General features: G+C 35.4%; 12 protein-coding genes. 4 read left to right on the forward strand and 8 right to left on the reverse strand.

The window, feature by feature from the left end; translation table 11 throughout:
- Positions 1 to 48: 48 nt before the first annotated feature.
- The 3 genes from EQG63_RS02380 to EQG63_RS02390 all read right to left on the reverse strand — a co-directional run bounded on the left by EQG63_RS02380 (position 49) and on the right by EQG63_RS02390 (position 5,972).
- Positions 49 to 1,476 carry an OmpA family protein gene (locus tag EQG63_RS02380; RefSeq protein WP_129434043.1) on the reverse strand — a complete coding sequence of 476 codons (1,428 nt, stop codon included), beginning with the start codon at positions 1,474 to 1,476 and terminating at the stop codon, positions 49 to 51.
- A 104-nt stretch (positions 1,477 to 1,580) separates the two neighbouring features.
- Entirely contained in the window at positions 1,581 to 2,777 is a 1,197-nt protein-coding gene (gene kbl, locus EQG63_RS02385; RefSeq protein ID WP_129434044.1) for a glycine C-acetyltransferase, read from the reverse strand.
- A 48-nt stretch (positions 2,778 to 2,825) separates the two neighbouring features.
- Positions 2,826 to 5,972 (reverse strand): UvrD-helicase domain-containing protein, encoded by a 3,147-nt coding sequence (locus tag EQG63_RS02390; protein ID WP_129434045.1) that lies wholly within the window; start codon positions 5,970 to 5,972, stop codon positions 2,826 to 2,828.
- 113 nt (positions 5,973 to 6,085) lie between these two features.
- Here EQG63_RS02390 and EQG63_RS02395 point away from each other — a divergent pair, with 113 nt between their 5' ends.
- The gene (locus EQG63_RS02395; protein ID WP_129434046.1) at positions 6,086 to 6,691 is read left to right on the forward strand and encodes a superoxide dismutase; all 606 of its coding nucleotides are present in this window, start codon (positions 6,086 to 6,088) and stop codon (positions 6,689 to 6,691) included.
- Positions 6,692 to 7,164: 473 nt separating this feature from the next.
- Here EQG63_RS02395 and EQG63_RS02400 read toward each other — a convergent pair whose 3' ends face one another.
- The 5 genes from EQG63_RS02400 to purN form a co-directional block, all read right to left on the reverse strand.
- On the reverse strand, positions 7,165 to 9,063 hold the full coding sequence (locus EQG63_RS02400; protein WP_129434047.1) for an amidophosphoribosyltransferase: 1,899 nt from the start codon (positions 9,061 to 9,063) through the stop codon (positions 7,165 to 7,167).
- Between the two features lie 112 nt (positions 9,064 to 9,175).
- A complete protein-coding gene (locus tag EQG63_RS02405) occupies positions 9,176 to 10,102 on the reverse strand; it encodes a PfkB family carbohydrate kinase (protein ID WP_129434048.1) in 927 nt (308 codons plus the stop codon).
- 73 nt (positions 10,103 to 10,175) lie between these two features.
- Positions 10,176 to 10,781, reverse strand: coding sequence for an START domain-containing protein (locus EQG63_RS02410; RefSeq protein ID WP_129434049.1), 606 nt, complete (start codon positions 10,779 to 10,781; stop codon positions 10,176 to 10,178).
- Between the two features lie 35 nt (positions 10,782 to 10,816).
- Positions 10,817 to 11,296, reverse strand: a complete 480-nt coding sequence (gene rnhA, locus EQG63_RS02415) for a ribonuclease HI (protein ID WP_129434050.1) — start codon at positions 11,294 to 11,296, stop codon at positions 10,817 to 10,819.
- Positions 11,297 to 11,305: 9 nt separating this feature from the next.
- A complete protein-coding gene (gene purN, locus EQG63_RS02420; RefSeq protein WP_129434051.1) occupies positions 11,306 to 11,875 on the reverse strand; it encodes a phosphoribosylglycinamide formyltransferase in 570 nt (189 codons plus the stop codon).
- A gap of 223 nt (positions 11,876 to 12,098) precedes the next feature.
- On the opposite strand from purN, the gene EQG63_RS02425 reads away from it, so the two are divergent.
- The 3 genes from EQG63_RS02425 to rnc all read left to right on the forward strand — a co-directional run bounded on the left by EQG63_RS02425 (position 12,099) and on the right by rnc (position 14,533).
- A complete protein-coding gene (locus EQG63_RS02425) occupies positions 12,099 to 12,335 on the forward strand; it encodes an acyl carrier protein (protein WP_007137004.1) in 237 nt (78 codons plus the stop codon).
- Between the two features lie 197 nt (positions 12,336 to 12,532).
- Entirely contained in the window at positions 12,533 to 13,783 is a 1,251-nt protein-coding gene (fabF, locus tag EQG63_RS02430) for a beta-ketoacyl-ACP synthase II (protein ID WP_129434052.1), read from the forward strand.
- A gap of 6 nt (positions 13,784 to 13,789) precedes the next feature.
- The gene (gene rnc / locus EQG63_RS02435; RefSeq protein WP_129434053.1) at positions 13,790 to 14,533 is read left to right on the forward strand and encodes a ribonuclease III; all 744 of its coding nucleotides are present in this window, start codon (positions 13,790 to 13,792) and stop codon (positions 14,531 to 14,533) included.
- Positions 14,534 to 14,540 lie beyond the last annotated feature (7 nt).

A 14,540-nucleotide genomic window follows, 5' to 3' on the forward strand; every position in this document is an offset into this window, starting at 1 on the left:
AAAAACGCCCCGAAATCGGGGCGTTTTTAGAAAAATATTTTAAAGAAATTATTTTACTAATTTCACTTCAACTCTTCTGTTTAAAGCTTTACCAGCTTTAGTTTTGTTAGATGCAACTGGAACAGTTTCACCAAATCCTTTAGAAGTCAATCTTGAAGAATCAATACCTTGAGAGATTAAATAATCTTTAACCGCAGCAGCTCTGTTTTCAGATAAAGTTTGGTTAGTAGCATCTTTACCATCAGCATCAGTGTGACCTTCAATAGAGAAGTTAGATCCTGGGTATTCTTTTAAGATAGCTGTCATAGCTTCTAATACTGGGTAAGTTCTTTGTTGGAAAGTAGCTTTGTTAGTATCGAATAAGATAGTTTTAGCGTAGTCGTTTAATTTTTTCATTACGTCTTCGCTTACTTCTGGACAACCATTGTTAGCAACAGTACCTCTTACATCTGGACATTTATCATCTTTGTCAAGAACTGAGTCACCGTCAGTATCTGGCCATGGACAACCTGCGTTATCTCTTGGACCTGCTACAGTAGGACATTTGTCTTTTCCATCAGCAATTCCGTCACCGTCAGTATCAGGACAACCTTGTAAGTTAGCTAAACCTGCAGTATCTGGACAAGCATCATCTTTATCAGCAACACCGTCTCCGTCTCTATCAGGACAACCGTTCATTTCTTTAGAACCTGCTTCACTTGGACAAGCATCATCTTTATCTTGGATTCCGTCTCCGTCAGTATCAGGACAACCTTGGAATTCTTTTAAACCAGCAACATCAACACAAGCGTCATCTTTATCATAGATTCCGTCGTTGTCAGTATCTTTACCACCAAATTGGAAAGTTAAACCTGCCATGTGTTGAAACACTGAAGGCATATCAAAATTGTTAGAATTTGTATAAACTCTATCAGAGAATGCTTTTTTGTATGTAGAACTTAATGATAAACCAACATTTTCAGTTAACCAAAAAGTAACTCCAGCACCAGCATTAGCTGTTCCAGCAGATTGGTTTCCTAAGAAAGTATAACCTCCACCAATATGAGCAGAAGGGTCAAACCATTTGATTCCGATTAAATTTTTTAAACTGTAAGAAATTTTACCATCAATTCCGTAGTACATTAAATCACCAGGATTGAAAACAACAGTTGAATTAGAAGAAGTTCCTACTCCAGCCCATTCAACCCATTTCGTTATTTTGTTTACTGATCCAGTAAGACCAACTGAAAAATTTCCACCAACATTTCTTGCAACTGTTAAATAAGATACAGATGGAAGAATGTTCCAATTGTCTTTTGCATTAAAAAACTGAGAAAAGTGGTCTTTTACATTAAAATCTCTTGTTCCAGCACTAGTTCTTGTATCTACTGCATTAGCTCCAAAAGATATTGCCCATGGATTATCAGTGCTTTGTGCATTTGCACCTAAACCAGCGATCATCAACATGGAAACAAAAAGTTTGTTAAGATGTTTCATACTTAATTTTATTTGATTACAATACGTTATTACGACAAAAGTAAGTCATAAGATATTAATTACAAAATGAATTGTTAAAAAAAACGAAGTTTTTCTATTTTTTTTTACTTTTTTACGACATTTAGTACTTTTCCAACTTCAGCAAAAGCCTGAATTGCTTTGTCTAAATGGGCCTTAGTGTGCGCTGCAGAAAGCTGCACGCGAATACGAGCTTTGTCTTTTGGAACTACTGGAAAAAAGAAACCAATTACATAAATTCCTTTTTTAAGTAGCTCATCTGCCATAGTTTGAGCCAATTTTGCATCATATAGCATTACTGGAACAATAGCAGAATCACCATCAATGATTTCCAATCCTGCTTTTTTCATTCCTTCTTTAAAATAATTGGTATTCCATTCTAATTGATCACGCAAAGACGTGTCTTTTTCTAACAATTCGAACACTTTTAGCGAAGCTCCCACAATGGCAGGTGACAAAGAATTGGAAAACAAATAGGGACGAGAACGTTGACGTAAAATTTCAATGATTTCTTTTTTAGCGGTAGTATAACCTCCCATCGCCCCTCCAAGCGCTTTACCTAAAGTCCCTGTGATAATATCGACACGTCCCATTACTCCTTTGGCTTCTAAGGTTCCTTTTCCTGTTGCTCCGATAAATCCAGCTGCATGACATTCATCCACCATTACCATCGCATCATATTGATCGGCCAAATCGCAAATTTTATCTAAAGGTGCCACTAAACCATCCATAGAGAAAACGCCATCCGTTACAATTAATTTAAAACGATGCCCTGCTGCAGTTGCTTTTTTAAGCTGTTCTTCTAAATCAGCCATATTATTATTTTCATAGCGATAACGCGCTGCTTTACACAAACGTACACCATCAATAATGGAAGCATGATTCAAACTATCGGAAATAATACAATCTTCTTCTCCCAATAACGGTTCAAAAACACCACCATTTGCATCAAAGGCTGCTGCATATAATATAGTATCTTCTGTACCGTAAAAATTAGCGATCGTTTCTTCCAGTTGTTTATGAATATCTTGAGTTCCACAAATAAAGCGTACCGAAGACATTCCGAAGCCGTGCGTATCTAAGGCGTCTTTCGCCGCTTGCACCACTTCTGGGTGTGACGATAATCCTAAATAGTTATTTGCACAAAAGTTTAAAACCGTTTCTCCGTTAACCGTAATTTCAGCTCCTTGTGGAGACGTGATGATTCTTTCTTTTTTATACAATCCGTTTTCTTGGATGGTAGTTAATTCATTCTGTAAGTGTTGTTTAATTTTTCCGTACATATTATATGTGTTAATTCGGTTATTTTATCCTTCGAATTTTAAATCGAGTTACAAATTTACTATTTCTAATTGCTCTCCTATATATATAAGTGATTTTTTCTTAACTACAAATCCCATTTCTTGCAAAACACTTTCATACGTTGTAATTTGATTGACATACTTCTGATTATGTGTCCCGGTTTTATAATCTAACAAATAAGCTTCCTTGTTATTAATTACCACGCGATCCGGAATCATCGTTTGTGTTCCTTTTTTTATAATACTCCGCTCATTATAAACCTGATAACTTCCGTCAAAAAATTCTTTTAAATTTTCATTGCCTACAATCGCTTCCACATAGCTTCGAACGATTTGCTCTTGATGCATTGCAATCAATCCTTCTTCAATTGCTTTTGTGATCGCTAAATCGATATCGAATTTGGTTTTTACAAACGACAAAACTTTGTGCATGACATTTCCGAATTCGATGGCTTTTTGCTTCGAGGTTCCCCACATTAAGGCTTCTCGTTGTGCAATTTTTATCGATTCCGGTTGTATGGTTGAAGTGACAACTTGTATGGCTTCATTACTTTTTTGAATCGAATGTGGTTTCGAGATTCTTTCGGGTTGCCCAAAAGAATAATTCAATTTGTTCTCTTCAAAATCAACTCTATCTTCCACAAACTCGATAAAAAAAGAGGCTAAGTTTTCGGGTAAATTCCCTTTACTATTTCGCTCTTTCCAACTCGAGATAATGTGCAATTGTTCTTCCGCACGCGTTAAGGCTACATACAACACATTAATATTGTCTAATAAATCTTCTTGGGTTTTTTGATCGTACACTTCTTTAGCATTATCGCCATAATCACTCACTTTGCTGGATTTGTCAATCAGAAATTTTTCAAACGTTACTTCATCCGTGGGCGAATCAAGCCACATCTTTTCGCTTTTATTTCGACTAAAATTTTCTTCAGCAAAAGGGAAAATTACCACTGGAAACTCCAATCCTTTCGACTTGTGAATGGTCATAATACGAATGGCATTAGAACCTTCCGCAGTAGGCACGCTTAATTTGTGTCCGTTTTTATCCCAATACTCCAAGAAATCGGCAATACTCATTTGGTATTTAATATCTTTTTCCAAAACAATATCCAGAAAAAACTGCACGTAGGCATTGTTTTTTTCGGAAGAAATTCCACTTAAAACAACACTTTCAACCAATTCATACAATGATTTTTTTCGGATGACTTTAAAAGGAAGATCGATTCCAAATTCCGACAACCAATTTTGCAACGTCTCTTCATTTTCTTTTTGGATCCCTTGCCAAATAAAATCATGGGTAGGAAGACTAGTCACAAATTGCTTTGAAAAATAATACAAGGCATGCGCAAGTGATTCTTTATCCTTTTTATCATTTAAATAGCGAAGCATGTGGAGTACAAATTGCACTTCGGAAGACGTATTTAAAAGCAAACTCTCGGAAGAAATCACAGGAATTTTATTTTCGGTCAAATAATTAGCCAGTAAAACTCCTTTATTATTGCTTCGTACCAAAATCACGATTTCACCCAACGAAAATCCTTTCTGTTGCAGCTCTTCAATCGTTTGAAACGTTTTTTGAAGATATAAATCGTCTTGGGTAATCTCTTCTTCTACTTCCTCTTTATCCAACTTTGGTAAAAAAGAAATATTGACGAATCCTCCTGTTTTTTTATTCGGTTTTTGAAAACTTTTCTTTTCATAAAGTTCTTTATAGTCTTCGTTTTCGAATTTCTGTGACAAAAACTTAAAAAAGTCATTATTAAAATGAATCACCTTATCATAACTACGATAATTGGATTCTAGAGTAACCACTTGTTTATCCTTATTACTAAACGGATTCGTATGCTTTGCTAAGTCTATAAACTGTTCTGCTTTTCCACCACGCCAACGATAAATGGATTGCTTCGGATCGCCCACAATAAGCAACGACCCTTGATTGCCTTGCAAATCTTCACTCGAAAGTGCATTATCAATTAGTGGAATTAAATTTTGCCATTGCATTTCGGAAGTATCCTGAAACTCATCAATAAAAAAATGCTTGTAACGTTCTCCCAATCGCTCGTAGATAAACGGCGCCGGTTGGTGCTGAATTTGCTCGTTGATGAGTTTATTAAACTCAGAAATTGACAACACATTTTGTTCTTCCTGAATTTTGGCCAATTGGTTGCTTACCGTATTGATTAAAGAAAGCGGCGTAATATTTTTTAAGAAGGCTTCGTAAAGGTTTTTCTTTTCTAATTTTTGATAGACATTATCAAGAATTTTAATAAGGTCGGGCAGTATATTTCGAATAATTGCCTCGTTTTTATCTCCTTTCTTTATTTTTATTTCGTCAACATTTCTAAATCGGTATTTATTAGCCCGATCATCATTTTCAGAAATAAATTTTAAATGATTGGGAAATGTCCCATACGGGAATGAAGATAACTCAATTCCATTTTTGTCAATCAAGGTTAATGCTTCAGAAGCCAAAACAGTAATTTCACTTTCCAATTGTTGGCAAAGCAACACCAATTCGTTACGAAGTGCAATAAACTGCGGTATCGATTTTTCTTTTAAGGAAACCACTTCTTTTCGGTTATTCTCGTTCAGAATTAATTTTCCGGTACTGAAAATATCATTGGAAACATCCCATGATTTGTCATCATCGGTTTTTTCCATCGTGAAATCGACTAGCAATTTGGTCAACTCTTCGTCTTCACCTGCTTGTGCTACAATGGCATCGACCGCTTCTTGTAATAAATTTTCGGTATCTAAAGAAACCTCGAAATTAATCGGCAGATCCAAATCGATTGCAAAGGAACGAATGACTTTATGCGTGAATTTATCAATGGTAGAAATATCAAAAGCCGCATAATTATGAATAATGTTTTTGATAATCGATTTGGCCTTGTGCGTAATTTCGTTGAGACTCAAACCCGTATCGACGGAAATATCCTGCATTAAATCCAATGATTTCTCGGATGGATTGTCTTTGGTAAAATCGAACAAACTATCTACGATACGACTTTTCATTTCGTGTACCGCTTTATTGGTAAACGTAATGGCTAAAATATTTTTATAAGCGTCCTCTTTTTTGGAAGTTAAAATAATTTTTAAGTACTCTTTTACCAAGGTATACGTCTTACCCGAACCAGCCGAAGCATTATAAATTGAAAAGGCAGCTTTTTTCAAAAGAATACAAGAGTTTTAAATTATGGTGAAATAAAAAATAACTATTTCCTATTCCAAAGTTAAATGATTAATTTTGGAATTCAATATTTATTAATCTTTAAACAAACAATATTATGGCTTTTGAATTACCGCAATTACCTTATGCATATGATGCACTAGAACCACATATTGATGCACGAACTATGGAGATTCACCACAGTAAGCATCACAATGCCTATACCACCAACCTAAATGCTGCTATTGCAGGAACTGATTTGGAAGGAAAATCAATTGAAGAAATTTTAAAAAACCTAGATTTATCCAAAGCAGCAGTTCGTAATAATGGTGGTGGTTTTTACAACCACAATTTATTTTGGACTGTGATGTCGCCAAATGGTGGAGGTTTGCCAACAGGTGAATTAGCCAATGCTATTGATGCAGCTTTTGGTTCTTTTGACGAATTTAAAGCGGCTTTTTCTAAAGCAGGTGCTACTCAATTTGGTTCAGGTTGGGCATGGTTATGTGTAAAAGAGGGAAAATTAGAAGTATGTGGTACACCAAACCAAGACAATACATTAATGCCAGGTGTTGGTTGTGGTGGCACACCAATTTTAGGAATGGATGTTTGGGAGCATGCGTATTACTTGAACTATCAAAACCGTCGTCCTGATTATATTGAAGCTTTCTTTAATGTAATTAATTGGGCAGAGGTTTCAAGAAGATTTGCTGAAGCAAAATAATTAGTTTTCACTATACTTTTAAAGTCCCACATAGTTGGGGCTTTTTTTGTGAGGAAAGTTTTTGTTCGCTGGGACAATCGAAGCCAACTTAAAATAAAAAAGGCAGAAATTTCTTTCTACCTTTTTTGCCCCAAATCTACCATAACTTAACCTACTTATGTAATGGTGAGTCAAATGTATAGTGAGAATATTTTGTTTCCAAAGAAAATCGGTGAACAGATAAAAAAGTCGTTGAGATGATTTTTGAAACTTTTTGTCTAACCAATTTTAGTTAGATAAAGTTCCGAATTACTTACAAGGGGGTATAAAATAAAAAAGGTAGAAATTCCTTTCTACCTTTTTTGCCCCAAATCTACCATAAACTTAACCTACTCATGTAAATGGTGCTGCGAATTTATAGCTAGGGAAATATATCTCCAAAGAAAATCGGTGAAAAGCAACTATTCTCGATTAAAAGCATTTTAACAATCCTTTTAATACGCTCTTGCATCCTTGCCTTCGTAGAAATTCATAAAGGCTCGATTTACTACTCGATTACCACCGTCAGTAGGATAATCGCCAGTGAAATACCAATCTCCTAAATTATTTGGACAAGCTTTATGTAAATTTTCTACCGATTGGAAAATGATTTTCACTTCGGTTTTTACAGAGGCTTCTGTAAGCATTTCGGCGATTTTGTCTGAAATTTGTTCGTCTGTAAATGGCGCATACAACTCTTTGACATAATTCACTACTTCTGAATCCTGAAAATGCTCTTGTGCTTTACATTTGGCATAAACCTCGTCTATTAAATGGTATTTTTTTGCTTCTTTTAACAAGGCCAACATCGCTCTGAAGGCAACTAATCCTTCTAGCTTCGCCATGTCAATTCCGTAACAATCCGGATATCGAATTTGTGGTGCGGAAGAAACAATCACCAATTTTTTAGGATTTAATCGATCCATCATTTTGATGATACTTTTTTGCAAGGTTGTACCACGTACAATACTATCGTCAATAATGACCAAATTATCAGTTGGTTTGATTACGCCATAGGTCACATCATATACATGCGCTACCATATCGTCACGAGAACTATCTTCCGTGATAAAGGTTCGTAATTTGACGTCTTTGATAGCGATTTTTTCGGAACGCAATTTTACCGATAAAATCTCTTGTAATTTTTTTTCCGAAAGCGACTCTTTATTATCCAAAATGGCTGAGATTTTTCTTTGATTTAAAAAATCATTAGCAGCTTCCACCATTCCGTAAAAAGAAGTTTCTGCGGTATTGGGAATATAAGAAAAAACAGTATTGTCTGTATCGTTATCCACCGCTTTTAAAACGGCTGGCATAATCAGTTTTCCTAAGTTTTTTCGCTCTTGATAAATTTCAGCATCACTGCCACGAGAAAAATAAATACGTTCGAAAGAACACGCTTTTTTGATAGAAGCTTCGCGTACTTTTTCATCTAGAACTGTTCCGTTTTTCTTAATAATCAACGCATGCCCTGGCGTAATTTCTTGAATTTTATCGAAAGGAACATCAAAAACCGTTTGAATAACAGGACGTTCCGAAGCTACCACTACAATTTCATCATCTTGATAGTAAAATGCTGGTCGAATTCCTGCGGGATCACGAGTCACAAACGCATCGCCGTGACCAATTAATCCGGCCATGGCATAACCACCATCCCAATTTTTAGAAGCACGTTTTATAATTCGGGCTATATTTAATTTTTCAGCAATTACTGGAGACGCTTCCTGTTTGGACAAACCTTCGTTTTTGCATTCTTGATACAAATCGGTTACTTCATCATCTAGAAAATGGCCAATCTTTTCCATCACCGTAACGGTATCTGCCATTTGTTTAGGATGCTGTCCTAACTGCACTAAATCTTGAAACAGTTCTTTAACATTGGTCATATTAAAGTTCCCGGCTACAATCAGATTTCGGTGCATCCAATTGTTTTGGCGCAAGAACGGATGTACGTTTTCAATGCTATTTTTTCCGAAGGTTCCATAACGAACATGGCCTAAAAACAATTCTCCGACATAAGGAATATGCTGCTTTTGTAAAGCTACATTGTCCTTATATTCAGGATGATGCTCGAGCTCATCGTTAATCCGACCATTAATTTGTGCAAAGATATCTTGAATAGGTTGCGCCTGATTGGAACGAATGCGACTAATGTATCGTTCGCCGGGATCAACATCTAATTTAATACTTGCTAAGCCAGCACCATCTTGACCGCGATTGTGCTGCTTTTCAAGCAATAAGTACATTTTTTCTACACCGTAAAAAGCCGTACCATATTTTTCTTTGTAGTATTCTAAAGGTTTTTTTAATCGTAAAAGGGCAATGCCACATTCGTGTTTTATTGCGTCACTCATTGTTGTTGTTGTGTTGTTCAAGCTTTCTCACTACTAGTAGTGTTTTGGCTTTTGTTTGTACTTTGTTGTGTAATTGTAAATAAAAAATGCCCCGAAAATTCGAGGCATAAATTTATGTTAATTCTATTTCAAATTGTGTTAAAGATTTAAATTGCTTCAATCTATTTTTCACTTCCGATTGTGTTAATTCCACCATTCTTTCGGTTCCAAATTTCTCTACACAGAAAGAAGCTAAATTAGACCCTTGGATAATAGCGGTTTTCATCGTTTCAAAAGAAATATCCCCTTGTTGAGTAATAAATCCTGCAAATCCACCTGCAAAAGTATCTCCCGCTCCTGTTGGATCGAATACATCCGCCAAAGGTAATGCTGGTGCGAAGAAAATATGTTCGTTATGGAAAATCAATGCACCATGTTCTCCTTTTTTGATTACCACATATTTTGGTCCCATTGTATGGATTTTGGCAGCCGCTTTTACTAAAGAATATTCTCCAGATAACTGACGCGCCTCTTCATCATTAATAGTAATCACATCTACGCGTTTAATCACCTCAAGTAATTCAGGCAAAGCGCAATCCATCCAAAAATTCATCGTGTCTAGCACTACTAATTTTGGTTTTACAGTCATTTGATTTAAAACGCCTGTCTGTACTAGTGGATGTAAGTTTCCTAACATAACCACATCGGCATTTTTGAAATTTTCTGGAACCACTGGATTAAAATCGGCTAAAACATTTAGTTCTGTAGCCAAGGTATCTCTTGAATTCATGTCGTTGTGGTAACGACCACTCCAAAAGAAGGTTTTTCCTCCTTTTACGATTTCAAGACCTGTCACATCAATATTTCTTGATTTTAACAAATCAATATGTTCTTGTGGAAAATCTTCTCCCACTACCGACACAATTGCCGACTGTAAGTTAAAATGAGAAGCTGAAAGTCCGATAAATGTCCCTGCACCACCTAAAATTTTATCGGTTTTTCCGAAAGGGGTTTCAATTGCATCAAAAGCAACTGTTCCTACTATCAATAATTTGTTCATATTCTACTTTGAAAAATTAAGGTGCAAAGATACTTTATAAGTTGCAAAGTTGCAAAATTTTGAAGTCCGAATGTTATTTAGTAGTTCTAGCTTCCAATTGACTTTTCATATTTTTAAAGGTATGAAAAGGCGCTTTAGCTATCATCATATTAATAAAAAAAGGAGGAATATTAGATTCAGGGTCACCATATAACTGTTGTGTAACTTGCGTTTGATTGACACTTAATTTTTTTAAAACCCACATTCCTTTAAACTTTGTAAGCCTAACCACATCTTCTTTTTCTTTTACAAAATTGTTATAAGGTGTTAGGATTACATTATATTCTTCTTTCTTTTTTTTGAGTTGAACTTTGGAGACATGATCCCTATCTTTTACTGGCCATTCGATATCATTGTGAATGTAAAAAATCCAAGTAGAATCGTTTATCTTTTTCACCAAAGCAGATTCAGCTATGTGATAACTCCACTTTTTAAGATTTTTTATATCGAGGATTTTTTTGAGAACGGTATCCATAGGTGACTTTATCACCGTTGTTACCTTGTATTCTTTTATGGAAGTCGAATCGGTTATCCGGGTATATACTTTGATTCCTTCTTTGTCAACCGCTAATTCCCAGGGTTTTTGCTGAAACAAAAAACCAAAAAACACAAAACTCAAAAAACAGACTGGTTTATACATAAATCAGGGGAGGATTTATGTAAATATAAGAAAAATCAAATCAATTGGTTACTCTCATTTTCATAAAACGAATCGATCGCCAACTTTTTTTGCTGGGAAGCCATCACCGCTAATTGATCACATCTTTCGTTTTGCGGATGATTATTATGACCTTTTATCCATTTAAAATCGACTTGGTGTTGGCGGTAAATTTTCAGGAAACGCATCCACAAATCGGGATTTTTCTTTCCTTTAAATCCAGTCTTTTCCCAATCAAACACCCATTTTTTTTCTACGGCATCGACCACATACTTCGAATCGGAAACCACTAAAACTTTCATGTTAGGGTTTTTAAGTTTTTCCAAACCGACAATAACCGCTAATAATTCCATTCGGTTATTAGTCGTCAATCGGAAACCTTCATAAAACTCTTTCTTATAAGGTGTGCCGACCAATTCCATGACCACACCATAACCACCGTTTCCTGGATTTCCTTTGGCGGCGCCGTCTGTATAAATGTGAACTTGGTGTGACAAAATAAGAAGTTAGAGGTTAGAAGTTAACAATTTTTCAATTTCCAATGGAAAATATTCATGTTCTAAAGCATGTACTTTTTCAGCGATACATTCCGCTGATTTGCAATCGTCAATAGTTACAGTTTGCTGAAAAATAATCCCCCCTTCATCGTAATGTTCGTTCACAAAATGAATCGTAATTCCCGTTTGGGTTTCTTTATTATCCAAAACAGCTTGGTGTACATGCATTCCATACATTCCTTTTCCTCCATATTTTGGCAATAATGCAGGATGAATATTTACGATCTGATTAGGGAATTCTTTTACAATATTTTCTGGAAATTTCCATAAAAATCCGGCTAAAACAATTAAATCAGGCTGAATTACTTCAATTTTTTCGAGTACTTCTCCATTATTTAACGCTTCTCTTGTAAATATTTGAGTGGCAATATCAAGTTTTTTAGCTCGTTCTAAAACTTTGGCATGCAGATTGTTAGTAAACACCGCGACTACGTTCCCAAGAGTACTGTTTTTAAAATGTAATATGATTTTTTCGGCGTTAGACCCCGAACCTGAAGCAAATATTACAATCTTTTTCATTTATTTTTTACGATAAGATGCAGCGATACAATAAGAAGATTATATCGGCAATAGTGATTTTTAAAGCACAAAAAAAAGAATAATAAATGACAAATAATTAAAAATGATGGTCTTTGTTAAATTAATTTTTTAAATTCGTAGTCATATTTATTAACTAAAAAAGTGGTTTTAAGATAAAGTTTTTTTATTTTTGCCACCTAATTAAAATTTAAAATTAAAGATTATGTCAGACATTGCATCAAGAGTAAAAGCGATTATCGTAGACAAATTAGGTGTTGACGAAAACGAAGTTGTTACAGAAGCAAGCTTCACAAACGATTTAGGTGCTGATTCATTAGACACTGTTGAGCTTATTATGGAGTTCGAAAAAGAATTTGATATTCAAATTCCAGACGACCAAGCGGAAAACATTGCTACTGTAGGTCAAGCTATTTCTTACATCGAAGAAGCTAAAAAATAATACTTACTTAAACATCTGTAAGGCTGAAATCTTACAGATGTTATTATTTTTTACTGTCTTTCTCAAAATCTTTTTATAGATTTGTAAAAACATTGATTGTATTACAATCATAAATATAATATGTAATACCCCATTGTTTCTTTTAGTTATTATTAAAAGTGCTATGGGTTTTTTTATATCAAACAAAACCACTAAAAATGCAATTAAAGCGAGTAGTAGTAACAGGATTAGGCGCACTTACACCAATTGGAAATAATATTCAAGAATATTGGGACGGATTAGTAAACGGAAAAAGTGGTGCTGCTCCTATCACGTATTATGATACCGAAAAACACAAAACCAAGTTTGCTTGTGAGGTAAAAAACTTCAATATTGAAGAATTTATCGACCGAAAAGAAGCAAGACGAATGGATAAATTTGCTCAGTATGCTATTGTTGCGGGTGAGCAAGCGATTGCCGATGCGGGAATAACAGACACTAACATCAACAAACAACGTGTTGGGGTTATTTGGGGTGCTGGAATTGGAGGTTTGGAAACTTTTCAAGAAGAAGTACTTAGTTATGCTAAAGGTGATGGAACGCCTCGTTTCAATCCTTTTTTTATACCAAAAATGATTGCCGATATTGCCCCTGCTCATATTTCTATGCGTAATGGTTTTATGGGGCCTAACTATACAACTGTTTCTGCTTGTGCCTCATCTGCAAATGCAATGATTGACGCTTTCAACTACATTCGTTTAGGAATGTGTGATGTAATTGTTTCTGGAGGATCAGAAGCAGCGGTTACTATTGCAGGTATGGGAGGATTTAACTCTATGCAAGCCTTATCAACAAGAAACGAATCGCCTGAAACGGCTTCAAGACCTTTTGATGCAAACAGAGATGGATTTGTTTTAGGAGAAGGTGCTGGTGCTTTAGTTTTTGAAGAATATGAACATGCCAAAGCACGTGGTGCTAAAATATATTGTGAAGTTGGTGGTGGTGGAATGTCCTCTGACGCATACCATTTAACCGCTCCACATCCAGACGGAATTGGTGTAATTGCCGTAATGGAAAACACCTTACGCGATGCAGGAATGAAACCTGAAGATGTTGACCACATCAATACGCATGGTACTTCTACACCTCTTGGTGATGTTGCCGAATTGAAAGCGATTAGTCATGTTTTTGGCGCTCATGCTAAAAACATCAACATTAACTCAACCAAATCGATGACAGGACACTTATTGGGTGCGGCTGGTGCTATTGAAGCAATTGCTTCTATTTTAGCGATGAAATATGGCATCGTTCCTCCAACCATTAATCATACTACTGTAGACGAAAACATTGATCCTTCGTTAAACTTAACGTTAAACAAAGCGCAAAAAAGAGACATCAAAGTAGCGATGAGTAATACCTTTGGTTTTGGTGGACACAACGCTTGTGTCTTATTCAAAAAAATCGATTAATCCTTTATGAGAATTATCAAAAAAATATTTTCATCTTCCCGTTCTACCGAGGACGGGATTTTTTTTGATAAACTCGAAAAATTACTCGGATTTAAACCCAACAATCTTAATCATTATCGAAAAGCTTTTACCCATCGTTCCATGAATAAAATGGACGAAAAAGGAAATGCCATTAGCTATGAACGCTTGGAATTTCTGGGAGATGCCATGCTCGGTTCGGTAATTGCTGCTCATTTATTCAACAAAGTTCCAAACGGAGACGAAGGCTATTTGACTAAAATGCGTTCCAAAATTGTTTCTCGAGAACATTTAAACGAATTGGGCAAAGACTTTAACCTCATTCAATTTGTAGAAAGTAAAGTTTCTCCTCAGCATTTTGGAGAAAACGTACACGGAAATATCTTTGAAGCTTTTATCGGCGCGATATATTTGGACAAAGGATTTGTGTTTTGTGAAAAATTTATTCATAAAAAAATCATCAAACCTTATGTCGATATTGATCGATTGGAAGGCAAAGTAATCAGCTATAAAAGTTTGTTGATTGAATGGTGTCAGAAGGAAAAAAAATCCTTCACATATGAAATTTATGATGACAACGGCACTGGTAGTCAGAAGTTTTTTGGGGTGAAATTACACATTGACAATAAAGTAATCGCGAAAGCGCGAGCTACTTCCAAAAAGAAGGCAGAAGAAATTGCCTCCAAACGTGCTTATTTTGTTTTTCAGCAGAAAATCGACAATAATTCATAAAAAAATT

It is taken from the genome of Flavobacterium amnicola, assembly GCF_004122165.1.
In the GTDB taxonomy this organism is placed as follows: domain Bacteria; phylum Bacteroidota; class Bacteroidia; order Flavobacteriales; family Flavobacteriaceae; genus Flavobacterium; species Flavobacterium amnicola.